At 69.0% G+C, this 24,281-nt stretch carries 20 protein-coding genes and 1 tRNA gene; 9 read left to right on the forward strand and 12 right to left on the reverse strand.

The window, feature by feature from the left end; genetic code table 11:
• Positions 1-335: 335 nt before the first annotated feature.
• The gene (locus BM070_RS12615; RefSeq protein WP_092939760.1) at positions 336-809 is read left to right on the forward strand and encodes a hypothetical protein; all 474 of its coding nucleotides are present in this window, start codon (positions 336-338) and stop codon (positions 807-809) included.
• Between the two features lie 221 nt (positions 810-1,030).
• On the opposite strand, the gene BM070_RS12620 is transcribed toward BM070_RS12615, so the two are convergent.
• Positions 1,031-1,115 (reverse strand) — tRNA-Leu (locus BM070_RS12620).
• A 43-nt stretch (positions 1,116-1,158) separates the two neighbouring features.
• Here BM070_RS12620 and cysM point away from each other — a divergent pair.
• The 3 genes from cysM to BM070_RS12635 all read left to right on the forward strand — a co-directional run bounded on the left by cysM (position 1,159) and on the right by BM070_RS12635 (position 3,074).
• Positions 1,159-2,064, forward strand: a complete 906-nt coding sequence (cysM, locus tag BM070_RS12625; protein ID WP_092939761.1) for a cysteine synthase CysM — start codon at positions 1,159-1,161, stop codon at positions 2,062-2,064.
• Between the two features lie 130 nt (positions 2,065-2,194).
• Entirely contained in the window at positions 2,195-2,755 is a 561-nt protein-coding gene (locus BM070_RS12630; RefSeq protein ID WP_092939762.1) for an NUDIX hydrolase, read from the forward strand.
• A 91-nt stretch (positions 2,756-2,846) separates the two neighbouring features.
• Positions 2,847-3,074 carry a sulfurtransferase TusA family protein gene (locus tag BM070_RS12635; RefSeq protein ID WP_092939763.1) on the forward strand — a complete coding sequence of 76 codons (228 nt, stop codon included), beginning with the start codon at positions 2,847-2,849 and terminating at the stop codon, positions 3,072-3,074.
• Positions 3,075-3,205: 131 nt separating this feature from the next.
• Here BM070_RS12635 and galU read toward each other — a convergent pair whose 3' ends face one another.
• The 7 genes from galU to hemC form a co-directional block, all read right to left on the reverse strand.
• Positions 3,206-4,087: a UTP--glucose-1-phosphate uridylyltransferase GalU gene (gene galU / locus BM070_RS12640; RefSeq protein WP_092939764.1), complete on the reverse strand. Its 882-nt coding sequence runs from the start codon at positions 4,085-4,087 to the stop codon at positions 3,206-3,208.
• 185 nt (positions 4,088-4,272) lie between these two features.
• Positions 4,273-7,146, reverse strand: a complete 2,874-nt coding sequence (locus BM070_RS12645; RefSeq protein WP_092939765.1) for a valine--tRNA ligase — start codon at positions 7,144-7,146, stop codon at positions 4,273-4,275.
• 201 nt (positions 7,147-7,347) lie between these two features.
• A complete protein-coding gene (locus BM070_RS12650) occupies positions 7,348-7,977 on the reverse strand; it encodes a VOC family protein (RefSeq protein WP_092939766.1) in 630 nt (209 codons plus the stop codon).
• A gap of 739 nt (positions 7,978-8,716) precedes the next feature.
• On the reverse strand, positions 8,717-9,994 hold the full coding sequence (locus BM070_RS12660; RefSeq protein WP_092939768.1) for a heme biosynthesis protein HemY: 1,278 nt from the start codon (positions 9,992-9,994) through the stop codon (positions 8,717-8,719).
• A gap of 18 nt (positions 9,995-10,012) precedes the next feature.
• Positions 10,013-11,110: a uroporphyrinogen-III C-methyltransferase gene (locus BM070_RS12665; RefSeq protein ID WP_092939769.1), complete on the reverse strand. Its 1,098-nt coding sequence runs from the start codon at positions 11,108-11,110 to the stop codon at positions 10,013-10,015.
• A complete protein-coding gene (locus BM070_RS12670; protein ID WP_092939770.1) occupies positions 11,100-11,936 on the reverse strand; it encodes a uroporphyrinogen-III synthase in 837 nt (278 codons plus the stop codon). The genes BM070_RS12665 and BM070_RS12670 overlap by 11 nt, the downstream gene beginning before the upstream one ends.
• Before the next feature lie 8 nt (positions 11,937-11,944).
• Positions 11,945-12,901 carry a hydroxymethylbilane synthase gene (gene hemC / locus BM070_RS12675; RefSeq protein ID WP_092939771.1) on the reverse strand — a complete coding sequence of 319 codons (957 nt, stop codon included), beginning with the start codon at positions 12,899-12,901 and terminating at the stop codon, positions 11,945-11,947.
• A 177-nt stretch (positions 12,902-13,078) separates the two neighbouring features.
• Between hemC and ppc the strand changes: the two genes are divergently transcribed.
• Positions 13,079-15,949, forward strand: coding sequence for a phosphoenolpyruvate carboxylase (gene ppc / locus BM070_RS12680; RefSeq protein ID WP_092939772.1), 2,871 nt, complete (start codon positions 13,079-13,081; stop codon positions 15,947-15,949).
• A gap of 270 nt (positions 15,950-16,219) precedes the next feature.
• On the forward strand, positions 16,220-18,418 hold the full coding sequence (yccS, locus tag BM070_RS12685) for a YccS family putative transporter (RefSeq protein ID WP_092939773.1): 2,199 nt from the start codon (positions 16,220-16,222) through the stop codon (positions 18,416-18,418).
• Between the two features lie 87 nt (positions 18,419-18,505).
• On the opposite strand, the gene BM070_RS12690 is transcribed toward yccS, so the two are convergent.
• Positions 18,506-19,753, reverse strand: coding sequence for an AI-2E family transporter (locus BM070_RS12690; RefSeq protein WP_092939774.1), 1,248 nt, complete (start codon positions 19,751-19,753; stop codon positions 18,506-18,508).
• Between the two features lie 253 nt (positions 19,754-20,006).
• Between BM070_RS12690 and BM070_RS12695 the strand changes: the two genes are divergently transcribed.
• On the forward strand, positions 20,007-20,741 hold the full coding sequence (locus BM070_RS12695; RefSeq protein ID WP_245785200.1) for a hypothetical protein: 735 nt from the start codon (positions 20,007-20,009) through the stop codon (positions 20,739-20,741).
• Positions 20,738-21,346 carry a FlgO family outer membrane protein gene (locus BM070_RS12700; protein WP_175518486.1) on the forward strand — a complete coding sequence of 203 codons (609 nt, stop codon included), beginning with the start codon at positions 20,738-20,740 and terminating at the stop codon, positions 21,344-21,346. Before BM070_RS12695 ends, BM070_RS12700 begins: the two co-directional genes overlap by 4 nt.
• Positions 21,347-21,484: 138 nt before the next feature.
• Here the strand turns inward: BM070_RS12700 and flhC are convergent, their stop codons facing one another.
• The 3 genes from flhC to bfr all read right to left on the reverse strand — a co-directional run bounded on the left by flhC (position 21,485) and on the right by bfr (position 23,428).
• A complete protein-coding gene (gene flhC / locus BM070_RS12705; protein ID WP_092939775.1) occupies positions 21,485-22,030 on the reverse strand; it encodes a flagellar transcriptional regulator FlhC in 546 nt (181 codons plus the stop codon).
• A gap of 61 nt (positions 22,031-22,091) precedes the next feature.
• Positions 22,092-22,421: a flagellar transcriptional regulator FlhD gene (flhD, locus tag BM070_RS12710; RefSeq protein ID WP_092939776.1), complete on the reverse strand. Its 330-nt coding sequence runs from the start codon at positions 22,419-22,421 to the stop codon at positions 22,092-22,094.
• Between the two features lie 530 nt (positions 22,422-22,951).
• Positions 22,952-23,428: a bacterioferritin gene (gene bfr / locus BM070_RS12715; protein WP_092939777.1), complete on the reverse strand. Its 477-nt coding sequence runs from the start codon at positions 23,426-23,428 to the stop codon at positions 22,952-22,954.
• Positions 23,429-23,696: 268 nt separating this feature from the next.
• On the opposite strand from bfr, the gene ahpC reads away from it, so the two are divergent.
• Entirely contained in the window at positions 23,697-24,272 is a 576-nt protein-coding gene (gene ahpC, locus BM070_RS12720) for an alkyl hydroperoxide reductase subunit C (protein WP_011794518.1), read from the forward strand.
• Positions 24,273-24,281 lie beyond the last annotated feature (9 nt).

Consider the following 24,281-nt stretch of genomic DNA (forward strand, 5'->3'; position numbering starts at 1 on the left):
TCGTGCGCAGCGTGGTGGCCGGCAAGGGTGGCAGCGGTGACTTGCCCGTTTCTCGAATCGGTGCCGCAGCGCACTCGGCCATGCAGTCCCCGCGCTCCGGCTTTGGCGGAAATCAGCGTGACAGTCGCCGGCTGCGCAGGCAACTACGGAGGTGGAACCGCGGTTGCAACCCTGATGGGTGGGCCGTTGCCATGCGCCGTAGGTCGGCGTGCGGTTTTCGTCCGTTGCACTTCAGCCGTGTTTCCGTCCTACGCAGCTCTGTTGCAAATCCCTCCAGGCAAGTCCACGGGGCTGATCCACCCTCGGCGGACTACACAACTGAGGTCCTGACCATCATGAACATCCGAAGCCTGCTTCCTTCCGCCCTGATCGGCGCCGTGGCCAGCGCACGCTCCATGACGCCCATGGCGGCCCTGTCCCTGGCACGGCTGCTCGGGCGGGAAACGCCCGGGGCCCTGGTGCTGCTGGACCGCCCGCTGTTCCGGGGCGGCGCACTGGCCATGGGGGCTGGCGAGCTCTACGGCGACAAGATGAAGACCGCGCCGGACCGCACCGTCTTCCTCGGGCTGCTGGCCCGTGTCATGAGCGCGGGGATCGCCGGTGCCGCATTGGCGCCGCGCGGCAAAGAGAAGGAAGGGGCCGCCGTCGCCGTCGCCACTGCGGTGCCTTTGGCCTATGCCACCCTCAACGTCCGGAAAAAAGCCATATCGCGCATCGGCCAGACGCCGAGCGGCTTGATCGAAGACGCCTTGATCGTTGCGGCGGGCCTGGCCATCGTCGCAGTGGCGACCAAGGGTGGCCGAGGCTGAATAAACAGGCATGGGCCGGCCGGCGTGCGGATGCCGCCGCCGCAGGGCGCTGGGTCAATGGATGAGCGTTGGGGCTGCTGAGCGGAGCAGATTCTTCTTGCGCTGAACTGGACTGCCTGCAGCTCGACTTGGCGTGCCGAGGCTTTAGAGGGCAAGCGTTTTGATGATGGGGCGCGCAATGGGATGCGTGGCATCCCTCAAAATCCATAGCAAGACAGCCATGGTGCCCGGGGCCGGAATCGAACCGGCACGCCTTGCGGCGGGGGATTTTGAGTCCCCTGCGTCTACCAATTTCACCACCCGGGCGACGCGAAGAAGCGAAGGGCGAATTATGGCACAGTAGCACCATATGAAGACCTACCCGACCATCGAGGACGCCGTCGGCCGCACGCCGCTGGTGGCGTTGCAGCGCATCGGCGCACAGGACAATCAGGCGCGCGGCAACGTCGTGCTGGGCAAGCTGGAGGGCAACAATCCGGCGGGTTCGGTGAAGGACCGGCCGGCGCTGTCGATGATCCGGCGCGCCGAGGAACGCGGCGAGATCAAGCCCGGCGACACGCTGATCGAGGCGACCTCGGGCAACACCGGCATCGCGCTGGCGATGGCGGCGGCGATCAAGGGCTATCGCATGGTGCTGGTGATGCCGGAGGATCTTTCCGTGGAGCGTGCGCAGACCATGAAGGCCTTCGGCGCCGAGCTGATCCTGACGCCCAAGAGCGGCGGCATGGAATACGCGCGGGATCTGGCCGACACCATGGTGGCGCAGGGCAAGGGCCGGGTGCTGGACCAGTTCGCCAATCCGGACAACCCCCGCATCCACTACGAAACCACCGGCCCCGAGCTGTGGGAGCAGACCGAAGGCCGGATCACGCACTTCGTGAGCGCGATGGGCACGACGGGCACGATCACCGGCGTTTCGCGTTTCCTCAAGGAAAAGAACCCGGCGATCCAGATCATCGGCGCGCAGCCCAAGGAAGGCTCGCGCATTCCGGGCATCCGCAAGTGGCCCGAGGAATACCTGCCCAAGATCTACGACCCGCGCGCCGTCGATGAGACGCTGAGCGTGGGCCAGGACGATGCCGAGGACATGTGCCGCCGCCTGGCGCGCGAAGAGGGCATCTTCGGCGGCATCTCCGCGGCCGGTGCCTGCTGGGCGGCCCAGCAGATCGCGCAGCGCGAGCGCGATGCGACCATCGTCTTCATCGTGTGCGACCGGGGCGACCGCTACCTGTCCACGGGCGTGTTCCCCGCCTGAAGCCTTGGCGGGGTGGGGCGGCCGAACTGCATTCCGGAATGGGTGCGGAATTGGCCGCCAGCGCACTATCTATCTGCGCAGCATGCTATGAATTGTGTAGCGATGGCGCACTCGACCGGAAGGTGAGGCTCTGGTGTACGAAACCCGTTTTTGCACCCACTGCGCGACCGCGCTGCAACCCGTCACGCTGATGGAAGACGGCGGGCCGAAGGAGCGCCTGCGCTGCCCGGCCTGCGGCTGGACGCACTGGAACAACCCCACGCCGGTCCTCGCGGCCATCGTCGAATACGAGGGCCAGGTGCTGCTGGCGCGCAACGCGGCCTGGCCCGGGCGGGCGTTCGGGCTCATCACCGGCTTCATGGAGGCGGGCGAGACGCCGCAGGAAGGCATCGCGCGCGAGATCAAGGAAGAAACGAACCTGGATGTCGATGTGCAGGCGGGTGGCCTGCAACTGATCGGCGCCTACGACTTCCAGCGCATGAACCAGGTCATCATCGCCTACCACGCCGTGGCGCATGGGCAGGTGCGCCTGTCGCCGGAGCTGGTGGAATACCGGCTAATCGCGCCGTCTTCCGTGATCTGCTGGCCGGCGGGCACGGGCTATGCGCTGGCGGACTGGCTGCGCACGCGTGGGATCGAGCCCCGGTTCGCCGACTTCCAGGCGCCACGCAGCGCGGAAGACCCGGCCTGAGGCCGCCGCCGTCTTGCCATGGCGGCGGGGCGCGTGCTACGCAGGCGTGCGCCGTCGGCCTAAAATATCGGACAACCTCCAGGAATCACCGATGCACATCCACCAGGAAATCGACACCCGCGGCCTGAACTGCCCGTTGCCCATCTTGAAGGCCAAGAAGGCGCTTGCAGGCATGGTCAGCGGCCAGTTGCTGAAGGTGCTGGCGACCGATGGCGGCTCGCTGCGTGATTTCCAGGCGTTCGCCAAGCAGACCGGCAACGAACTGGTCGAGCAGCAGACGGTGGGCGAGGAATTCATCCACGTGCTGCGCCGGCGCTGACGCGGCGCCTGTGCGGCGTGCGCCACGGCAGGGCGACGGCTCCACGTGTGCCGCCCCCGATGCCCACAAAAAAGGCCCGCAACATGCGGGCCTTGTCGTTGGTGGGCCACCCGCAAAGGTGGCCGAGGGCGTCAGAGCGACAGGTTCTTGAGGTAGGCGCGGAAGTCGGCGCCGAGCTGGGGGTGGTCCAGCGCGAGTTCGACGTTGGCTTCGAGGAAGCCTTCCTTGCTGCCGCAGTCGTAGCGCTTGCCGTCGTAGCGGTAGGCGAACACCTTTTCACGGCGCATCAGCGCGGCGATGCCGTCGGTGAGCTGGATCTCGCCGCCCACGCCGCGCGGCAGGGACGCGATCTCGCGGAACACGCCGGGCGTGAGGATGTAGCGGCCGGCCACGCCCAGGCGCGAGGGCGCGTCTTCGGGTGCGGGCTTCTCGACCATGTGGGAGAGTTCCAGCAGGCGGTCATTGACCGGCTTGCCGGCCACGATGCCGTAGCGGCGCGTGTGTTCCTCGGGCACCTCCTGCACGGCCAGGATCGTGGCCTGCCATTCGGCGAACTGCTCCACCATCTGCTTGAGCACCGGGGGCTTGCCGACCATCAGGTCATCGGCCAGCAGCACGGCGAACGGGTCGTTGCCCACCACGCTGTGCGCGCAATACACCGCATGGCCCAGGCCCAGGGCCTTGGGCTGGCGGATGTAGATGCATTCCATGTCGTCCGGCACGATGGAACGGGCCAGCGCCAGCAGATCGTCCTTGCCCTTGGATTCCAGCTCGGATTCCAGCTCGTATGCGGTGTCGAAGTGGTCAGGAATGGCGCGCTTGTTGCGGCCATTGATGAAGATCATCTGCCGGATGCCCGCAGCATAGGCCTCTTCGACCGCGTACTGGATCAGCGGCTTGTCCACCACGGGCAGCATTTCCTTGGGCTGGGCCTTGGTGGCCGGCAGGAAGCGGGTGCCCAGACCCGCGACGGGAAAGACGGCCTTGCGAATCGTTGGAATGGATTTGGTCATGCAATGCGTGCGCGTGATGATGAAAGTCGGTGGGCATCATATAGGCGCTGAAGGTAACGCCCTGTAGTCGATTGCGCCAAATAGCGCGCCTTTGCGCACTTTTTGCACTGTCCGTCCTTTTATCGCAGCAGGCCGGCGGGCTTTGGGCTGCCCGCGGCCTGGATGCGATGAACGGCGGGCCGGAATCAGCCCAGGCGAGCCAGCTGGTCCTTCAGGCGCGAAAGCGTCGCGCCGAAGTCGGCCACGCGCTTCTTTTCCTGGTCGATGACCGCGGGCGGCGCCTTGGCGACGAAGGCCTCGTTGGAGAGCTTGGCGCCGGCCTTGGCGATCTCGCCCTCGATGCGCGCGACTTCCTTGGACAGGCGCGCCTTCTCGGCCGCGACGTCGATCTCCATGTGCAGGCACATGCGGGCCTCGCCCACCACGGCCACAGGGGCGGCCTGCGCGGCCGCGGCCCAGGCGGCTTCGTCGTCGAAGACCTTGACTTCGCTCAGCTTGGCCAGGGCCTGCAGCACGGGTGCGGCGCCGCGCATGAAGGCCGTGTCGCCGACCACGTAGAGCGGCAGGCGGGTGGCGGGCGAGACGTTCATCTCGCCGCGCAGCGTGCGGCAGGCATCCACCAGCGACTTCAGGCGCGCCACGTGGGCGATGGCGGCCGGGTCGATCTTCTCGGGCTGCGCCAGCGGGTAGGCCGCGATACTGACCGACGGGCCGGCGCGGCCGGCCACGGGCGCCACCTGCTGCCAGAGGCCTTCGGTGATGAACGGGATGATCGGGTGGGCCAGGCGCAGGATGGTCTCCAGCGTGCGGATCAGCGTGCGGCGCGTGGCGCGCTGCTCGGCCTCGCTGCCGGTCTGGATCTGCACCTTGGCGATTTCCAGATACCAGTCGCAGAACTCGTTCCAGACGAAGTCATAGACCGTGTTGGCCACGTTGTCCAGGCGGAATTCGGTGAAGCCCTTGGCGACGTCGGCCTCGGCCTGCTGCAGCAGCGACACGATCCAGCGGTCGGCCTGGCTGAACTGCAGGTATTCGCCATCGCAGGCGGTGGGCGCGTGGTCGTCCAGGCCGCAGTCGCGGCCCTCGCAGTTCATCAGCACGAAGCGGCTGGCGTTCCAGAGCTTGTTGCAGAAGTTGCGGTAGCCCTCGCAGCGCTTACTGTCGAAGTTGATGTTGCGGCCCAGGCTGGCGAGCGCCGCGAAGGTGAAGCGCAGCGCATCGGCGCCGTAGGCGGGAATGCCTTCGGGGAATTCCTTCTGCGTGTTCTTGCGTACCTGGGGCGCCGTCTCGGGGCGGCGCAGGCCGGTGGTGCGCTTGTCCAGCAGGGGTTCCAGCGCGATGCCGTCGATGAGATCGACCGGGTCGAGCACGTTGCCCTCGGACTTGCTCATCTTCTTGCCCTGCGCGTCGCGCACCAGGCCGTGCATGTACACGTGCCTGAACGGCACGCGGCCGGTGAAGTGCGTGCTCATCATGATCATCCGGGCGACCCAGAAGAAGATGATGTCGTAGCCCGTGACCAGCACGGAGGAGGGCAGGTAGAGGTCGTAGTCCTTGGTGGGCGATGCGTCATCCAGCGCCTCGGGCCAGCCGAGCGACGAGAACGGCACCAGGGCCGACGAATACCAGGTGTCCAGCACGTCGGCATCGCGCGTGAGCTTGGCGCCAGCGCCGGCCTGAGCCTGGGCTTCGGCCTCGTTGCGGGCCACGTACACGTTGCCGGCCTCGTCGTACCAGGCCGGGATCTGGTGGCCCCACCAGAGCTGGCGGCTGATGCACCAGTCCTGGATGTTGTTCATCCACTGGTTGTAGGTGTTGACCCAGTTCTCGGGCACGAACTGCACCTGGCCCGAGGCCACGGCGTCGATGGCCTTCTGGGCGATGGACTTGCCGGTGGCGTCGCCCTTGCCGACCTCGCTCATGGAGACGAACCACTGGTCGGTCAGCATGGGCTCCACCACCTGGCCGGTACGCACGCAGATAGGCACCATCAGCTTGTGCTTCTTGGTCTCGACCAGCGCGCCGGCGGCTTCCAGGTCGGCCACGATGGCCTTGCGGGCCACGAAGCGGTCCATGCCTCGGTACTTTTCGGGGGAGTTCTCGTTGATGGTGGCCTGCAGGGTCAGCACCACGATCATGGGCAGGCCGTGGCGCTGGCCCACCTGGTAGTCGTTGGGGTCGTGCGCGGGCGTGACCTTGACCACGCCGGTGCCGAATTCCTTATCGACGTAGGCGTCGGCGATGACGGGGATCTCGCGGCCCACCAGGGGCAGGGTCACGGTCTTGCCGACGAGGGCGGCGTAGCGCTCGTCCTCGGGGTGGACCATCAGCGCCACGTCGCCCAGCATGGTCTCGGGGCGGGTGGTGGCCACCGTCAGGCTGCCGCTGCCGTCGGTGAGCGGGTAGGCGATGTGCCAGAGCGAGCCGTCCTTCTCCTCGTTTTCCACTTCCAGGTCCGACACGGCGGACTGCAGCTTCGGGTCCCAGTTGACCAGGCGCTTGCCGCGGTAGATCAGGCCCTGCTGGTAGAGCTTCACGAAGGTGTCGGTCACCACCTTGGAGAGCTTGTCGTCCATGGTGAAGTACTCGCGGCTCCAGTCCACGCTGTCGCCCATGCGGCGCATCTGCGTGGTGATGGTGTTGCCGCTCTTTTCCTTCCATTCCCAGACCTTCTCCACGAAGTTCTCGCGGCCCAGGTCGTGGCGGCTCACGCCTTGCTCCTGCAGCTGGCGCTCCACCACGATCTGCGTGGCGATGCCGGCGTGGTCCGTGCCCGGCACCCACAGCGTGTTGTGGCCCAGCATGCGGTGGTAGCGCGTGAGGCTGTCCATGATGGTCTGGTTGAACGCATGGCCCATGTGCAGCGTGCCGGTCACGTTGGGCGGCGGCAGCTGGATGGCGAAGGCGGGCGCGTTCGCGTCGGGCTGCTGCGTGCCGCGGTGGCCTGCCATGCCGTAGCCGCGGCGCTCCCACTCGGGGCCCCAGTGGGCTTCCAGGGCGGCGGGCTCGAACGATTTGGACAGGCTCTCAAGGCCGGGCTGCGAAGGGGTGTCACTCATGGCGGGCAAATGGAAGGAAAAACGGCATCTTGCGCACAAGATGCCGTGGGGTTGGCGATGGACGATGGCGCCGATTTTACCGGCGCGCCCCGCAACGGCAGGCCGCGCGGCGGGCGGCAATGTCCGGCCGGGCGGATTCAGCGTGAAAACCCCCTGCAGCGCTCACGAATAAAGCGCATGCAGCTATGGTTTCAATAGCGTTCAGTGGCCGGAGCCGCCGTATTCGGGCCGGTCGTTGGTCTGCGGCTTGAGCGGTGCGGCCGTCTGCCCGGCGGCGCGCTGGCGGCGCCATTCCTCCTTGCGCGCCGTCCATTCGCGCAGGCGCTGGTGGGCGATGGTGCTGTCCCTGGCCATCTCTTCGTCGCTCGCCAGCTGGGCGGCCAGTTCCAGCCGGATGCCGTTGGGGTCGAAGAAATAGATGCTCTTGAAGATGTGGTGGTCCGTGATGCCCAGCACCTCGACGCCGTGAGCCTCCAGCCGGGCCTTGGTGCGGGCCAGCTCCTCCACCGTATCGACGCGGAAGGCGATGTGGTTGACCCAGGCGGGCGTGTTGGGCGAAGGCTCGGCCTTCACGTCGTCGCCCAGGTCGAAGAAGGCGATGAAGGAGCCGTCGCGCAGCCGGAAGAAGAAGTGCGTGTAGGGGCAGTACTCCCCCGTGCTGGGCACATGGTCGCTCTGGATGATGTGATAGAGCGGCAGGCCCAGGATGTCTTCGTAGAAGTGGCGCGTCTCCTCCGCATCGCGCGCCTTGTAGGCGTAGTGGTGCAGTTGCTGGACGGCGGCCGGTGCCGGCAGCGCGGCGAAGGCGGCGGGGGTCATGACGGCGTTCATGCGAGTCTCCTGGAATGGTCTTGAAATTCTACTATCCGTAATCGATTTACTTTAGGGGAATGATGCGCTCGTGACTGGGGTTGAAGGCCATCGGCTGGATTCCCGGCTTCCTGATCCGCCCCTTTCCCCCTTTCTCTCCCCAGGAAGTGACCTGCCCATGCGCTTCTGAGTCCCCCATTCGTTCGTACCGCGTCCTGCCCGTTAGGTGCCGCGGCGCATTCGGTCCTTCGTGAGCTCGGCATGGCCAAGGCCACACTTAGAACGTGTTTACGATCTCCCAGGGGTCGCGCAGCTACGTCGGCGGGATGGGATGCAAGGCGCGGTGCGCAGTGGATAGCCCCGCTATCCACAAGCGCCGCAACGCCGCAGACCGCCCGCCGACGTAGCTGCCCTTCGGGTTGGAGCGAAATCGGGCGATTGGACGCCCCGGCTGCTTGCATGGGCATGAGCCCATGCGGCGCATCCGAAGCATCCACTCATCCCGATTGCGCTCCAACGCGATCCCCTGCGAGATCGTAAACACGTTCTTAGGGCGTCGGCTACGGCGGCGCGCTGATGGTGGCATCGCACGACCTGCGCCTGCTGGCTGCGCTCCGGCCGCAGGTGGTCTGGGCCAGGGGGGGGCGGCGGTGGAATCTGAACGCGAGGCTGGGGCGGGCTGATCCACTGCATGGCCACGCCGGGGCGATGCCGACGTGGCGCTGAGGCGGTGCCGGGCGCTCGTGGCCCGGCCTGCCGGTCAGTGCGCCAGCGCCGCGTGCTTCCAGGCGGTGGCGGCCGCTTCGGCGTCGCCGCGCTCTTCGGCCAGTTCGGCCAGATGGCGCCAGGCGCGGCAGCGCAGCGTGGGGTCGCCCAGCTGCTGGGTGGCCTGGGTGAAGCGCTGCTGCGCCTTGCCCCATAGCTGGCGGCGCAGGCAGGCGGCGGCCGAGAGGTAGAGCAGCGCGGGGTTGCGCGGGTTGTTCTGCTGCGCGGTCTCGATGCGCGCCAGCCACTGGGCGTCCAGCCCGTCCAGATGGCTTTCGAGGGTGCGCACCAGTTTCAGCCCCAGCGCTTCGGGCAGGTCGGCGGCCGGGTCGGCCAGCCGTTCCCAGGCGGGCTGCAGCCAGCTGCGGCCCAGGGCTGCATCGCCGCCCAGCTGCGCGAGGCGCTGCGCGGCATGCACGGCCAGCTCGGGCATGGCACGTTCGGCCGTCTCCAGGTCGTGCCATAGGCGCTGCAGCTGGGCCGTGTCGTGCGCGCCGTCGATCAGTTCCATGGCCAGCCCGCGCACCATGCTCTGCGCGGCGGCGGGCGAGAAGGCGCGGTGCTTGCCGAGCAGCCGGGCGGTGTCCAGCGCGTCCTGCGTGTGGCGCGACAGGCGGGCGGCCTTGAGGCGGGCGCGCAGCGCCAGCGTGCGCCGGGCCGCGCCCTGGGGCAGGGCGGCCAGCCATTCGAGCGCGGCGGGCGCGTCGCGCTCGTCCAGCGACCAGCGGGCGGCGCGCAGCTGCACGCCTTCGCGCAGTTCCAGCTCGCTCAACGGGGCGCGGTCGGGGATGTTGTTCAGCGCGTGGTCGAGGTGCGAGGCGCGCGTTGCGCGGTCCTGCAGCGCGTGCGAGGCTTCGGCGGCCACCAGATGGGCCAGCGTGCGCAGCTGGCGGCCGTGCGGCACGGGAGCGCCGGCACTATCGAGGGCCCGTTCCTGCGCCAGCGCGGCGACGGCGGCCTTGCGCGAGCGCAGGAAGCGGCCGGCGAGCAGCTGCGACAGCGCATCCATCAGCGCGCCGTGCATGGCGCGTTCCTTCTGCTGCACGCGCCAGCGGCGCGCCTGGCGGGGCAGGGCCAGCAGTGCGGCGAGGCCGCGCAGCGCGCCGTAGAGCAGTCCGAAGCCGCCCACGGCCAGCACCAGCACCAGGTTGAGCGACAGGTCGATGCGATAGGGCGGCCAGAACAGCGTGACCGAGCCCTGGTTGTTGCCCGCGAAGAGCGCCACCGCCACGGCGATGCCGAAGAGCCCGAGAAGCCAGAGTGCTGCGCGCATGCGTCGTTGCTCCCGGCTTCAGCGGCCTGCGGCGGCCGTGGCCAGCGCGGCCAGGGAATCGTCGATGCCCGGCAGCTGCGCGGTCTTGAGGTGGGCCTGCGCCTGCTGCAGCGTGGTGGCGGCGGCCTGGGTGCGGCGCGATGCCGGGTCGAAATAGCGGTTCAGCGACGTGCTGGCGGCGGCCAGGTCGGAGCGGGCCGAGTCGAGCTGGCGCGCCAGCACGCCCAACCGGGCGTTGAGCAGCGTGAGCTTGAGGTTCTCGCGCAGGAAGAAGGCCTGCTCGGGCGCCAGCAGCATGGCGTCGGGCCGGTCGATGCGGGTGATGCGCAGCAGGCCGCGCATCTCGTCGCGCACCACTTCCCAGGCGCTGGTCAGCACCGCCTGCCAGCGCGGCATGCCGGCGGTGGAGGCGGGCGTCGCGGGCGCGTCGTCCGCGCCCTGCGCCGCCGCCATGCGGCGCATGGCCGATGCGTGCGCCACGGCGTTGAGCAGGGGCAGGTCGTCCACCTGGCGGATCAGGTCGTCGATGCGGCCGAGCAGGCCGGCGGTGTCGGTGACCGAGGCGCGGCCCAGGCGGTCCAGGTCGCGTTCGATGGCCTGCTGCACGGGCGCGAGGCGCGGCTGGGCCGAGCGTTCGATGCGTTGCTGCGCGCTGCGCAGTGCGGCCACGAGCGGTTCGAGGTTGCCGGTCAGCTGTGCCTGCTGCTGGGCCAGGCGCAGGCCCGATTCGATGTCCACCACCAGGTTCTCGTCGCGGGAGCGCGACAGGCTCTGGATGAGCTCTTCGAGCTGGCGGCGCTGCAGCGTGACTTCGTTCAGCCGCGCATCGGCCACGGCCTGCTTGGCGGCGGTGTCGCGCGCCAGATCCTGTGCCTGGCGGGCCATGGAGCGGGCCTCGATGGCCTGCGTGCCGGAATCTGCCGACTGGCGCGCCAGCTGTTCCTGAACGCTCCAGAGGCGTTGCCACAGCAGCAGGCTGGCCACCAGGGCGGCCAGTGCGATGCAGCCCAGCACGGTGATGCCCAGGCGGGCGCTGGCCGACAGCGGTGCAGCGGCGCGGGCACTGGTGGCGGCGGGTGCGGCTGGCGGCAGGCCGGGGGTGGGCTCAGAACTCATGCAAGGATTCTATCGACGCGACCACATCCGAAAGGGCGGGGCGACATTCGTTCACGACCCCGAAACCGAGGGTTCGTGCGGCCTCTGCGATGCGCGGATGGGTGCAGAGCGCATGGGCGCGCTGCCAGTCCTGCCCGGGCACGGCGGCCGACAGGTGGGCGATGGCTTCGGAGCTGCTCAGCAGCCAGACCGAGCCGTCGTGCGCGGCCTGCTGGGCGAGCGCGAGCTGGGCGGCGTCCAGGCGCGGCGCGCCGCGTTCATAGACGGCGACGAAGTCCACCTGCCCGCCAGCCGCTTCGATCTGCCGGGCCAGCCAGTCGCGGCCCCGCCCACCGGCGGCGCCGGGGCCGGCCGCGGCTTCCGGCGTGGTGCCGCGCACGATCAGCACCCGGTCGCCCGGCCGCACCTGGGCCTGCACCTGCTGCCAGAGGGCTTCGGAGTCGAACTGCGCGGCATCGGGCGCGGGGCTGTCGATGGCGGCGGCGGCCACGCCCGCATCCCGCAAGGCCTGCCGGGTGCCGGGGCCGGGCGCCCACGCTCTTGTTTTGATAGCTGAAAGCGCAGACGGATCAAGCGCTGCAGCCGATTCTGAGGCGAAGAAGTAGTGCACGGCGTTGCCGCTCACGAACATCAGCGCGCGCCAGCGGCCCAGGTCGGCGCGGGCCTGCTGCAGTGCGGCCTGCAGCGCCGGCTGCGTGGCCGGGCCGATGGCGATGAGCGGCAGGGCCACGGCCGGCACGCCGCGCTGCTGCAGGTCGGCCACCCACTGGGCCGCGTCGCGCGCGGGGCGGGTGACGATGGCGCGGCGGGGCAGGGCGGCCGGCATGGGGCGCGTCAGGCCGTGGCGGGGGCCGCGTGGTCCGGGCCCTGGGCGCCGCCCGCGCGCAGCTGCCGGGAGACATCGGCGCCCAGCGCCTCGGCATCGGCGGCCGAGGTGACGGCGGTGATGGCGCTGGCGTTCACCAGCGGGCTCACGCCTTCGGGGTCGCCCCAGGCGGCGTCGAGCCGTAGGCTGCCGTCGGCCTGCCACTGCGCATGCGCGGCCAGCGGCATGGAGCAGCTGCCGCCCATCGCGCGGCTCACGGCGCGCTCGGCCGTCACGGCCAGCGCCGTGGGGCGGTGCAGCAGCGGCGCCAGGGCTTCGATCAGGTCGGTGCGCTGGGTGCGCACCTCGATGCCGAGGGCGCCCTGGCCGGCGGCGGGCAGCATCTCGGTGGGCTCGAAGATGGCGCGGATGCGGTCCGTGAGGCCCAGGCGCTTGAGCCCGGCGGCGGCGAGCACGATGGCGTCGTACTGGCCTTCGTCGAGCTTGCGCAGGCGCGTGTCGAGGTTGCCGCGCAGCGGCTCGATGCGCAGGTCGGGGCGCAGCGCCTTCAGCAGCACCTGGCGGCGCAGGCTGGAGGTACCCACCACCGCACCCTGCGGCAGATCGGCCAGCCGGGCGTAGCGGGGCGAGACGAAGGCGTCGCGCGGGTCTTCGCGCTCCATCACGCAGGCCAGGGCGAAGCCGTCGGGCAGCTCCATGGGCACGTCCTTGAGCGAATGCACGGCGATGTGGGCGCGGCCTTCTTCCAGCGCCACTTCCAGTTCCTTGACGAACAGGCCCTTGCCGCCCACCTTGCTCAGCGAGCGGTCCAGGATCTGGTCGCCCTTGGTGGTCATGCCCAGCAGGTCCACGGCGTGGCCGCGCCCGCGCAGCAGGGCCTGCACATGCTCGGCCTGCCACAGGGCCAGGCGGCTTTCGCGCGTCGCGATGGTGATGGTGAGCGGGGGCGTAGAGGCAGGGGTCATCGCGGGTTTCGGCAGGGCTGCCGGAGCGGAAAAAAGGGGAGCGCGATCGCCCCGGAACAGGGGCTTGGCGGGGCGTGGGGAATGCTAGCATGGTGCACTGCAGCACCCTTGTTGACACAAGTCATATCCACTCACAACAACACGCCGCGCGCAGGCCCGGCGGATGGAGATTTCTGCATGAATGCGTCCCCCCGCAAGACCGATGCCTCAGCCCGCGCGCCCGCAGCCCCCGCTGCCGCCCGCAAGGGCGACAAGGACCTGCCGCTGATACAGGACATCCGCCTGCTCGGCCGCATCCTGGGCGACGTGATCCGCGAGCAGGAGGGGGTGGCCGCATACGACCTGGTCGAGCAGGTGCGCACGCTTTCGGTGGCCTTCCGCCGCGATGCCGACCAGGAAGCCGACAAGGCGCTCAAGAAGCTGCTCAAGGGCCTGACGGGCGACCAGACGGTGAGCGTGATCCGCGCCTTCACCTATTTCAGCCACCTGGCCAACCTGGCCGAAGACCGCCACCACATCCGCCGCCGCGCCGTGCACGAGCGGGCCGGCAGCGCGCAGGAGGGCAGCATCGAGGTCGCGCTGGCGCGGCTGCGCTGGGCCGGCATCGCGCCGCGCACCGTGGCGCAGACGCTGGCGACCAGCTACGTGGCGCCGGTGCTCACCGCCCACCCCACCGAAGTGCAGCGCAAGAGCATCCTCGACGCCGAGCGCGACATCGCCCGCCTGCTGACCGAGCGCGACGACATCGCCGCCCGCGCCCAGCTCTACAACAGCGCCAAGGACGCCATCACGCCGCGCGACCTGGCCGCCAACGAGGCCCGCATCCGCGCCCGCGTGGCCCAGCTCTGGCAGACGCGCCTGCTGCGCTATTCCAAGCTCACGGTGGCCGACGAGATCGAGAACGCGCTCTCCTATTACGAATCCACCTTCCTCAGCGAGATCCCCAAGATCTATGCCGACCTGGAGCGCGAGCTGGGCGACCAGCCGGTGGCCAGCTTCCTGCGCATGGGCCAGTGGATCGGCGGCGACCGCGACGGCAATCCCAACGTCACCGCCGCCACGCTGGAGCTGGCCCTGCGCAGCCAGGCCGAGGTGGCGCTGCGCCACTACCTGACCGAAGTGCACTACCTGGGCGGCGAGCTGTCCATGTCGGCCCGGCTGGTGCGCGTGTCGCCCGAGATGCAGGCCCTGGCCGAGCGCTCGCCCGACGCCAGCGAGCACCGCCAGGACGAGCCCTACCGCCGCGCGCTCACCGGCATCTACGCCCGGCTGGCGGCCACGCTCAAGCAGCTGACCGGCGGTGACGCAGCGCGCCATGCCGTCGCGCCCCAGAACCCCTACCGCCAGGCCGAGGAGTTCCTGGCCGATCTGCGCGTGATCGAGGCCTCGCTGCGCGCCCACGGCGGCGGCGGCATGGCGACCGAGCGCCTGCACCCGCTGGTGCGCGCCGTGGAGGTGTTCGGCTTCCACCTGGCGACGGTGGACCTGCGCCAGAGCTCCGACCAGCACGAGCGCGTGGTGGCCGAGCTGCTGGCCACCGCCCGCATCGAGGCGGACTATTCCGCGCTCGACGAAGCCCGGCGGCGCGAGCTGCTGCTGAGCCTGCTGTGCGACGCGCGCCCGCTGCGCGTGGTGGGCGCGGCCTATTCCGAGCACACGACCGGCGAGATCGCCATCTTCGAGGCCGCCCGCGTGATGCGCGAGCGCTTCGGCGCCCAGGCCATCCGCCACTACATCATCAGCCACACCGAAACCGTGAGCGACCTGCTGGAGGTGCTGCTGCTGCAAAAGGAAGTGGGCCTGATGCACGGCACGCTGGACGCCGGCCCGCAGGCCGCGCGCGCCGACCTGATCGTGGTGCCGCTCTTCGAGACCATCGAAGACCTGCGCAATGCCGCGCCCATCATGCGCGAGCTGTATGCGCTGCCCGGCTTCGCCGCGCTGGTGCGCGCCGGCGGCGCCGAGCAGGACATCATGCTGGGCTACAGCGACAGCAACAAGGATGGCGGCATCTTCACCAGCAACTGGGAGCTCTACCGCGCCGAGATCGCGCTGGTGGCGCTGTTCGACGAGATGAACGCCGCGGCCCAGCCGGCCGCGCCGATCCAGCTGCGCATGTTCCACGGCCGGGGCGGCACGGTGGGGCGCGGCGGCGGCCCGAGCTACCAGGCCATCCTGGCGCAGCCGCCCGGCACGGTGCGCGGGCAGATCCGCCTGACCGAGCAGGGCGAGGTCATCGCCTCCAAGTACGCCAATCCCGAGATCGGCCGGCGCAACCTCGAAACGCTGGTCGCCGCCACGCTGGAGGCCACGCTGCTGCAGCCCACCAAGCCGGCCACCAAGGCCTTCCTGGAGGCGGCCGCGCAGCTGTCGCAGGCCAGCATGGGGGCCTACCGCGCGCTGGTCTATGACACGCCGGGCTTCACCGACTACTTCTTCAATTCCACGCCGATCCGCGAGATCGCCGAGCTCAACATCGGCTCGCGCCCCGCATCGCGCAAGCCCAGCCAGAAGATCGAAGACCTGCGCGCCATTCCCTGGGGCTTCAGCTGGGGCCAGTGCCGGCTCACGCTGCCGGGCTGGTACGGCTTCGGCTCGGCCGTGGAGGCCTTCATCAAGGCGCCGGGCGAAGACCCCAAGGCGCGGCTGGCTCTCCTGCAGCGCATGTACCGCCAGTGGCCGTTCTTCCGCACGCTGCTGTCCAACATGGACATGGTGATGGCCAAGAGCGATCTGGCGCTGGCCTCGCGCTACAGCGAACTGGTGACCGATGCACGCCTGCGCCGCAAGGTGTTCGGCGCCATCGAGTCCGAATGGCAGCGCACCGGCGAGGCGCTGGTGCGCATCACCGGCGAGAAGCAGCGCCTGGCGGGCAACACCGCGCTGGCGCGCTCCATCCGCCACCGCTTTCCCTACATCGACCCGCTGCACCATCTGCAGGTCGAGCTGGTGCGCCGCTGGCGCGCCGGCAAGGGCGACGAGCGCGTGCAGACCGGCATCCACATCTCCATCAACGGCATCGCGGCCGGGCTGCGCAACACGGGCTGACGGCGGCTGGCCCCCACCGGCGCGGAACTTGCGTGCCGGCGGGGCATCGTAGGATGCCTGCCTGCCATCCTCCAGGGTTCGCGCCCTGGAGTTGGCGCAAGGGGCGGCACGGCGCGGCGGCGCCCTTCGGGCCGGCGCGGCATCGTGCGCGCCATCGTCCCGATGGCGCGCCCATGCGATCCCCCCGCGGGATCGTCCACAGGCTCCAAGGCCCCTCGCGGGCCTGTTTTCGTTGGTGAGGGTACGGGAGTGATCGTGGATAACGGATGGATGGGTTTGTTGCGGCGCCTCTGGGCGAAGGATGATTTCGTTTACAGCCTGCGGGTGTTCGTCGCGCTCAGCAGCGTGATGGCGCTGTGCTGGGCGCTGGGCCATGTGCCGCTGGTGACGCCGCTGTTCCTCGGCATCATCGCCATGGCGCTGGCCGAGACCGACGACAGCTGGCAGGGCCGGCTGCGGGCCATCGTCGTCACGCTGGGCTGCTTCGCGCTGGCGGCCTTCTCGGTGCAGGCGCTGCTGGCCTGGCCGCCGCTCTTCGTTCTGGGGCTGGCCTGTTCCGCCTTCAGCTTCACCATGCTGGGCGCCATGGGCGAGCGCTACCGGGCCATCGCATCGGCCACCGTCATCCTGGCGATCTACACCGCCATCAGCGTCGCGCCCGGGCACCCCACCGGGCTGCCGCACTGGCTGGTGCCGGTGCTGCTGCTGGCCGGGGCGGCGTGGTATGGCGCTTTGTCGCTGGCCTGGTGCGCCCTGTTCCCCCACCAGCCGGTGCGCCAGAACCTGGCGCAGCTCTACCGCGAGCTGGGCGCCTACCTGCGCCTGAAGGCCAGCGTGTTCGAGCCGGTGCGCGCGGTGGACATGGAGCGCCGCCGCCTGGCGCTGGCCCAGACCAACGGCCGCGTGGTGGCCGCGCTCAACACCACCAAGGAAAGCCTTTTCTCCCGGCTCGGCCGCCAGCCGCCCACGGGGCGCCTGCTGCGCCACCTGAATCTCTACTTCGTGGCGCAGGACATCCACGAGCGCGCCAGCTCGTCCCACTATCACTACAACGAATGGGCCGACGTGCTGTTCCACAGCGACGTGCTCTACCGCTGCCAGCGCGTGCTCAAGCTGCAGGGCGTGGATTGCTCGCAGGTGGCCGAGGCGCTGCAGCTGCACCAGCCCTACGTGCGCGACGGCGAGGCGGAACGCGCGCTGGCCGACCTGAACGACTCCATCGCCTACCTGGAGCGCCAGCAGCAGCCGGCCTGGCAGCGCCCGCTGCGCTCCCTGCGCGCGCTGGCGCGCAACCTGACCACGCTGGACGCGCAGCTGGTGGCCGCCACCCACCCCGAAGGCGGCGAGCGCCCGGGCGACAGCAGCCTGTTCGACCGCACGCCGCGTTCGCTGGCCGATGCCTGGGGCCGCGTGCGCGCGCAGCTGCATACCGGCTCGCCGCTGGCGCGCCACGCGGTGCGGCTGTCGCTGGCGCTGGCCGCCGGCTGCGCGGTCATGCAGTTCACCGACCCGGCCCACGGCTTCTGGATTCCGATGATCACGCTCTTCGTCTGCCAGCCCACCTATGGCGCCACGGTCTCCAAGGTCACGCAGCGCGTGCTGGGCACGGCGCTGGGGCTGGTGGCGGGCTGGGCGCTGCTGCGGCTCTTTCCCAGCCTGCACGTGCAGGCGCTGATCGCGGTGGCCTCGGGCGTGCTGTTCTTCGTCACGCGCACCAAGCGCTACCTGGTGGCGACGGCGGCCATCACGCTGCTGGTGCTGATGTGCTTCAACCAGACCACGGGCAACGGCTATGCGCTGATCTGGCCGCGGCTGGTGGACACGCTGGTGGGCAGCGCCATCGCCGCTGCGGCCATGCTGCTGGTGCTGCCCGACTGGCAGGGCCGGCGCCTGGCCGCCGTGGTGGCGCAGGCCGTGCGCTCCAACGGGCTCTACCTGCGCGAGATCATGTCGCAGTACGCCACCGGCAAGGTGGACGATCTGGACTACCGCTTGGCCCGCCGCACCGCGCACAACGCCGACGCGGCGCTCTCCACCGCGCTCGCGCAGATGCTGCAGGAGCCGCGCTCCGTGCGCCGGCATGCGCGCCAGGGCATGCAGATGCTGGTGCTCTCGCACACGCTGCTGAACTTCCTCTCGGCCCTGGGCGCGCACCGCGGCCAGCTGGACGCGCAGGAAGACGGCTCCCTGGTCACGCAGGCGGCCGAGCATGCCGCCGCGCAGATCGACGGCATCGCCCAGGCCCTGCTGGAGCGCCGCGCGCCCGAGCCGGACGACGGCGCTGCCGCCGCCCTGGCCGATGCGCTGGAGCGCCAGGCCGATACGGCCGGCGAGCCGCTGCGCCTGGTGCTCACCCAGCTGGCGCTGGTCTGCCGGCAGATCGCGCCGCTGGGGGCCATGGCCGCTCAGCTGGTGGCCGGGCCCGAGAGCGGCGAACCGGCCGCGCGCCCGATCCGCGTGCCGGCCTGAGGGCTTTTTGGCTTGAGGGCCTGATGGCCTCAAGATCGTGGGATAGAGGGATGGCAGGGCAGGGCGGCAGGCCGCCCGGGCCCCGCGTCAGTCGCCCAGCAGCTCGCCCACGGGCCGCAGGTCGTCCACCCGGTCGCAGATGGCCTTGACGACCATCATCACCGGAATGCCCAGCAGCAGGCCCCACAGGCCCCAGAGCCAGCCCCAGGCCAGCACGCTCACGAACACCGCCACCGGGCTCATGCGGCTGGTGCGGCTGGTGAGCCAGGGCGTGACCAGATTGCCGATGAGGGTGTGGATGACGAGCGAGGCCCCGCCGATGGCCAGTGCCATGTCCAGCGTGCCGAACTGCAGGAAGGCCACCAGCGCCGATGCGCCCGTGACCAGCAGCGAGCCCACGTAGGGCGCCAAGTTGAGCGCCGCAGCCACCACGCCCCAGACGACGGCGTTCTGCAGGCCCAGCGCGGCATAGGCCGCCCAGGTCGCAGCGCCCACCAGCACGCTGGTGAAGACCTGCACCAGCAGGTACCGCTGGATCTGGCCCGTGATGTCGTCCAGCACTTCCATGGTGATCTTGCGGCGTTCCAGGCTGGTGCCGGCGATGCGCATCAGCTTGCGCCGGAACAGGCTGCCCGAGGCCAGCGAGAAGAAGGTGAGGAACACCACCACCGTCATCTGCCCGACGGCCGAGGCCAGGCCCATGGTGCCGCTCCAGACGTAGTCGCGGATGTTGAAGGGCGGGCGCTCGACCACCACGCGCTGCACGCCGCGCCGGGTCTGCGGCGGCACGCTTTCGGAGGCGGCCTGTTCCAGCTGGCTGGCGGCCTTCTGCATGGTGTCCAGCGGGCTCACGCCGGGCACGCTCAGGCGCACCGCGTCGCGCACCTTGCGCGCGGCCACGGGCAGCGAATCCACCAGCTGCGAGGCGCCCTCGCTCAGCGACCAGGCCGTGCCGCCCAGTCCGCCGATGATGCCCATCAGCAGCAGCCCCGCGCCCACCGCGCGCGGCACGCGCCAGCGGTGCAGCCAATTCACTGCCGGCTGCAGCGAGATGGTCAGCAGCACGCTGAGCATCAGCGGGATGAACACGGCGCTCGCCCAGTGCAGCATGCCGATGCCGAGAAAGAGCGCGATCAGCGCCAGCGACACGCTGCGCACATCCACCGGCATGTGCAGCAGCACACGGGGGACCTCGGTGTGCTGCAGCACGGCTTCCGCCGCAGGCGGTGGCGGCGGGGGCGGTTCGGGGGGCTGGGGGGCGGGATGATCGGGCGGCGTGGCGGATTCGGCGCCTGCCCGGGCCGGTGGGGAAGAGTCTGGCAGCGTTTCTGGCATGCCCTGGATTGTGCTTCGGCGCGGCCCGCCCCGGGCGTAGGTCGTTGCCTGAGGGGCCCCAAGCCGGTGGGCCCTGCCGATCACCGGCTGATCTTCGGGGTAAAAAGCCATCCAGCCCTTGTCTTATATAGGTAGTTTGCTATTGAAAAAGTAGCGTTCGAGGCCGCGCACGCATCCGCAGCCTGCGAGCAGCCACCGAAAGTCCGCGCTGTTCCGCCGTTTCGGGCGCGGCCGGCCCGCTTAGCATTCCCGCATGCCATTCGAATTCCGCGCCCGGGGCGCTTCATGCCGTGCCGCTGCCAGGACGCAGCCGCCGGTTCGCGCGCGCTCGTCGTCGTCGCGGCTGCTGGCGCCGCTGGCGGCTGCCTTGCTGCTCTCCTCGGTGCTGGCCGGCTGCGCCTCGCGGCTGGACGTGCCGGCGCCTGCGGCCTACGCGCCGTCCTCGCAGCTGACCTCGCGCGCCGCCCACCACTGGGATGTGATGGCCGCCGACATCGCCGCCCATCTGGCCGAGCGCCTGCGCGACTGGCCGCCGGGCGAGCATCCGATCTACATCGTTCCTTCGCCCGATCCGTCCGGCTTCGGCCGGGGGCTGCGGCAACTGCTGGCGACCCATCTGGTCGAGCGGGGCCTGGCCGTCAGCACCGATCCCACGCCGCTGGAACTGCGCGTCATCACGCAGCTGGTGCAGCACCACGCCGGCGCGCCGCTGACCAGCCGCGGCGCCTGGCTGGCCGACGGCATCCAGGTGGAGCGCGGCTCCTCGGGCTACGGCCCCATCGCGCATGCCCCGGCAGCGCCTGCCGGCCCGCTGCGCACCGAGATCCTGGTGACCACGTCGCTGGAGCGCGAGCAGCGCCTGCTGGTGCGGACCTCCGACGTCTATTCCATCGCGCAGGACGATCTGCAGCTCTACCAGACACCGCTGCCCGAGCCGGCTGCCGCCGCGCCGGCCGCGACCCTGCGCAGCTGGAAGGTCGTGCCATGAAGTCCAGCCTTTTCTCCGGCGCCGCGTCGTCGGGCGCGCTGCCCGACCTGGGCCGGCGCCGCGGCCTGCGCAGCGTGGCCGCTCTGGTGACCGCCACGGCGGCCGTGCTGGCCAGCTCCGGCTGCGCGAGCTATTACTACGGCAGCGCCGCGGGGGCCGCTCCGGTGGATCTGGTCGGCGCCAACTATGCGGCCGTCGATGCGCTGCTGCTGCAGAGCCCGCCGCTGGACCCCGCGCTGCCGTTGATGGTCGCCACCATCGTGCAGATCGACCGTCTGTCCGAATCGTCCCGCCTGGGCCGGCTGGTGTCCGAGCAACTGGCGGGCCGCCTGGCGCAGCGCGGCCTGCGGGTGACGGAACTGAAATTGCGCGAGACGCTGGCCATGCGTTCGGGCCAGGGCCAGCTGCTGCTTTCGGGCGAGGCGCGCGAGGTGGTGCAGGCCCAGGCCGCGCAGGCCGTGCTGGTGGGCACCTATGCGGTGTCGCCGCGTGCGGTCTTCATCAGCCTCAAGCTGGTCCACCCGTCGGGCAACGTGGTGCTGGCCGCGTACGACTACGCGCTGCCGATGGATGCCACGGTGCGCGGGCTGCTGATGGCGCAATAGGCCGCATTGGCGCGCAGGCGCGCGATCCTGCGGGCGCATCTGCAGCGAATGCGTTAGCTATATTTTTTGTAGCTGAAAGCGCTTGATTGGCAAGCGCTGCAGGGCCTTTGAGGCCCTGCGCGGTGAATCCGTCGATGCTCAGTGCAGCATCAGCGCGCCGGCGCTCTTGCTCTTGCCGGCGCGGGCGGGCGGGTTGCACAGGCCGCAGGTGTAGCCCCGGTTCTCGTACAGCTCGGTCACGAACTGGCCGCCGCATTGCGTGCACTGCGTGCGCGTGAGCATGCCGGCATCCACGAACTTGATGAGGCGCCAGGCGCGGGTGAAGGACAGCAGCGGCTCGATGCCCGACATGGAGACCTGCTCGTTGTAGAGGCGATAGGCCTTGGTCAGCAGTTCCACCGAATCCAGGTCCACGCCCTTGGACAGGTACTGGTAGATGTTCAGGAACAGCGACGAGTGGATGTTTTCCTGCCAGGTCAGGAACCAGTCGGTCGAGAAGGGCAGCTGGCCCTTGGAAGGGGACTTGCCCGCGATCTCCTTGTAGAGGCGGATCAGCCGCTCGTAGGAGAGCGTGGTTTCCGACTCCAGCACTTGCATGCGGGCGCCCATCTGGATCAGCAGCGCGGCGCGCTCGATCTGCTTGGATTCGTTCAGAACGCTCTTGACGGGTGCTGCTGCGGGCATGGCGGGCTTTCTTCGGGATGACGGCTGGACGGGAGGCGGGCGAGGGCGGTGCGAAGGTGCTTCAGAGCACTTCGGAGACGCGGCTGGCCATCAGGATGTTGGCGTGCAGCGCGTTGGTCGCCTCGTTGCCGACCTTCTTGGGCGTGTTGTGGTTGGTGAGCAAGCTCCACACCATGTTGTCGTCCACCCGGAAGCTGCACAGCAGGGTGTTGCGCGATGCCAGCTTGAGCACCTGCGCCGACGACAGCGAGGCCAGCAGGTCGGCCGCGTCTTCGTTCAGACCCAGACGGAACACCGCCTCCGCCTTGTCGTGGCGAATCAGCGTCTGGGCCAACATCAGGTAAGTGAGGTTGGCTTCACGGATTTCGGCGAGCAGTTGTTCGGAGGTCATGGGTCAGTCCTTTTTCCAGTACCCGGATCGCGTTGCATGCGGTCTGCATGTGTTGCGTGATCCGTTGAAATGGATTGTGAATTCGGCCCAATCAAAAATTAAGTCGGGGGGTGGCTGCGCGTAGCGTCTGGTCGGCGAGACACGGATGTAGGAATTTGCCTTACGCGCCTGTCTGGCTGGTGGGCGCCGTCGCGGCGGGCGTGGGCCCCTTTCTGCTGGGGCGGCCGGGTCAGCGCGCCGCAGTCCCCGTGCTGCACGGCTTTCGGCACCCTTCCGGCGGGCTGACAAAAGGCCGTCCGACTGTTACATATGCCGCCGCCGCTGAAGCGCCTGCGAACGCGGTGGAACACCGTCTTATCGCGGCATGCCGGGTGCTCTGAAAATGCTAGCGCGCTGCGCCCGTTCCGCGGTGCGCAGCGCGAACCCTGGAAGGGGGCGCAAACCGTCCAGAAACGAAAAAACGGGCCGAAGCCCGTTTCCGATGCATATGCCGTCGCGCCGAAGGCGCTGGCTGCGTGGTGGCGGTGGACTCAGTCGTCCTCGCCCATCTGCGACTGCAGGTAGTTCTGCACGCCGACCTTGGACACCAGCTCGATCTGGGTTTCCAGGAAGTCGATGTGCTCTTCGGTGTCGTCCAGGATCTCCTGCAGCAGATCGCGCGAGACGTAGTCGCGCACCGTTTCGCAGTGGGCGATGCCGGCCTTGATGGTGGCTTGCGCGCCGAGTTCGGAGCGCAGGTCGCATTCCAGGATCTCGGGCACATCCTCGCCGACCTGCAGCTTGGCCAGGTCCTGCAGGTTGGGCAGGCCGTCCAGCATGAAGATGCGGTCCATCAGCTTGTCGGCGTGCTTCATCTCGCCGATCGATTCCTCATACTCCTTCTTGGCCAGGCGGTCGAAACCCCAGTGCTTGAGCATGCGGTAGTGCAGGAAGTACTGGTTGATGGCCGTGAGTTCGTTCTTCAGCTGCGCTTGCAGATGCGCGATGACCTGATCGTCGCCTTTCATGGGGCTCTCCTCTTTGCTTGTGTGACTCGAATGCCGGCATTGTCGTGACCTGGGTCATGGCGCACAAGGCAAAACCCCCGGTCGCCTGTTCTGCGTGCGTGTGAGGCTGAGTCGTCTTCTCATCTAGACCCATGACATCACGCTGAAATTTCGATAGTTATAGGCAATTGAAATCATTTGTTCAATTGATTGGAGACATCGATGGTTTACCCCTAGACTTCAGTCCTGTCTTCATTCCCGTTCGTTCCAACTCTTTAAGGAAACAGCAATGTCCCTGATCAATACCCAAGTCCAGCCTTTCAAGACCGAAGCGTTCGTGAACCGCAATGGCAAGGGTGAGTTCATTACCGTGACCGAAGAAAACCTGAAGGGCAAGTGGTCCGTGCTGATCTTCATGCCGGCCGCCTTCACGTTCAACTGCCCCACCGAAATCGAAGACGCCGCCGACAACTACGCCGAATTCCAGAAGGCCGGTGCCGAGGTGTACATCGTCACGACCGACACGCACTTCTCGCACAAGGTCTGGCACGAAACCTCCGACGCCGTCGGCAAGGCCAAGTTCCCCCTGGTCGGCGACCCGACGCACCAGCTGACCAATGCCTTCGGCGTGCACATCCCCGAAGAAGGCCTGGCACTGCGCGGCACCTTCGTGATCAACCCCGATGGCGTGATCAAGACCATGGAAATCCATTCCAACGAAATCGCCCGTGACGTGTCGGAAACCCTGCGCAAGCTCAAGGCTGCCCAGTTCACCGCCGCCAACCCCGGCCAGGTCTGCCCTGCCAAGTGGAAGGAAGGCGCCAAGACCCTGACGCCTTCGCTGGACCTGGTCGGCAAGATCTAAGCCCCGCGA

The sequence above is a fragment of the Paracidovorax wautersii genome, from assembly GCF_900113035.1.
In the GTDB taxonomy this organism is placed as follows: Bacteria; Pseudomonadota; Gammaproteobacteria; order Burkholderiales; family Burkholderiaceae_C; genus Paracidovorax; species Paracidovorax wautersii.

What these genes read in the sequence shown, in the direction of transcription:
- BM070_RS12645 (WP_092939765.1), bottom strand. Translation starts at nt 7,146, where the DNA reads ATGAGTGACACCCCTTCGCAGCCCGGCCTTGAGAGCCTGTCCAAATCG.
- flhC (WP_092939775.1), bottom strand. Translation starts at nt 22,030, where the DNA reads ATGCCCGCAGCAGCACCCGTCAAGAGCGTTCTGAACGAATCCAAGCAG.
- bfr (WP_092939777.1), bottom strand. Translation starts at nt 23,428, where the DNA reads ATGAAAGGCGACGATCAGGTCATCGCGCATCTGCAAGCGCAGCTGAAG.
- ahpC (WP_011794518.1), top strand. Translation starts at nt 23,697, where the DNA reads ATGTCCCTGATCAATACCCAAGTCCAGCCTTTCAAGACCGAAGCGTTC.
- cysM (WP_092939761.1), top strand. Translation starts at nt 1,159, where the DNA reads ATGAAGACCTACCCGACCATCGAGGACGCCGTCGGCCGCACGCCGCTG.
- BM070_RS12670 (WP_092939770.1), bottom strand. Translation starts at nt 11,936, where the DNA reads ATGCCGGCCGCCCTGCCCCGCCGCGCCATCGTCACCCGCCCCGCGCGC.
- BM070_RS12650 (WP_092939766.1), bottom strand. Translation starts at nt 7,977, where the DNA reads ATGAACGCCGTCATGACCCCCGCCGCCTTCGCCGCGCTGCCGGCACCG.
- BM070_RS12690 (WP_092939774.1), bottom strand. Translation starts at nt 19,753, where the DNA reads ATGCCAGAAACGCTGCCAGACTCTTCCCCACCGGCCCGGGCAGGCGCC.
- galU (WP_092939764.1), bottom strand. Translation starts at nt 4,087, where the DNA reads ATGACCAAATCCATTCCAACGATTCGCAAGGCCGTCTTTCCCGTCGCG.
- BM070_RS12635 (WP_092939763.1), top strand. Translation starts at nt 2,847, where the DNA reads ATGCACATCCACCAGGAAATCGACACCCGCGGCCTGAACTGCCCGTTG.
- BM070_RS12700 (WP_175518486.1), top strand. Translation starts at nt 20,738, where the DNA reads ATGAAGTCCAGCCTTTTCTCCGGCGCCGCGTCGTCGGGCGCGCTGCCC.
- BM070_RS12695 (WP_245785200.1), top strand. Translation starts at nt 20,007, where the DNA reads ATGCCATTCGAATTCCGCGCCCGGGGCGCTTCATGCCGTGCCGCTGCC.
- BM070_RS12665 (WP_092939769.1), bottom strand. Translation starts at nt 11,110, where the DNA reads ATGAGTTCTGAGCCCACCCCCGGCCTGCCGCCAGCCGCACCCGCCGCC.
- hemC (WP_092939771.1), bottom strand. Translation starts at nt 12,901, where the DNA reads ATGACCCCTGCCTCTACGCCCCCGCTCACCATCACCATCGCGACGCGC.
- yccS (WP_092939773.1), top strand. Translation starts at nt 16,220, where the DNA reads ATGGGTTTGTTGCGGCGCCTCTGGGCGAAGGATGATTTCGTTTACAGC.
- ppc (WP_092939772.1), top strand. Translation starts at nt 13,079, where the DNA reads ATGAATGCGTCCCCCCGCAAGACCGATGCCTCAGCCCGCGCGCCCGCA.
- flhD (WP_092939776.1), bottom strand. Translation starts at nt 22,421, where the DNA reads ATGACCTCCGAACAACTGCTCGCCGAAATCCGTGAAGCCAACCTCACT.
- BM070_RS12660 (WP_092939768.1), bottom strand. Translation starts at nt 9,994, where the DNA reads ATGCGCGCAGCACTCTGGCTTCTCGGGCTCTTCGGCATCGCCGTGGCG.
- BM070_RS12615 (WP_092939760.1), top strand. Translation starts at nt 336, where the DNA reads ATGAACATCCGAAGCCTGCTTCCTTCCGCCCTGATCGGCGCCGTGGCC.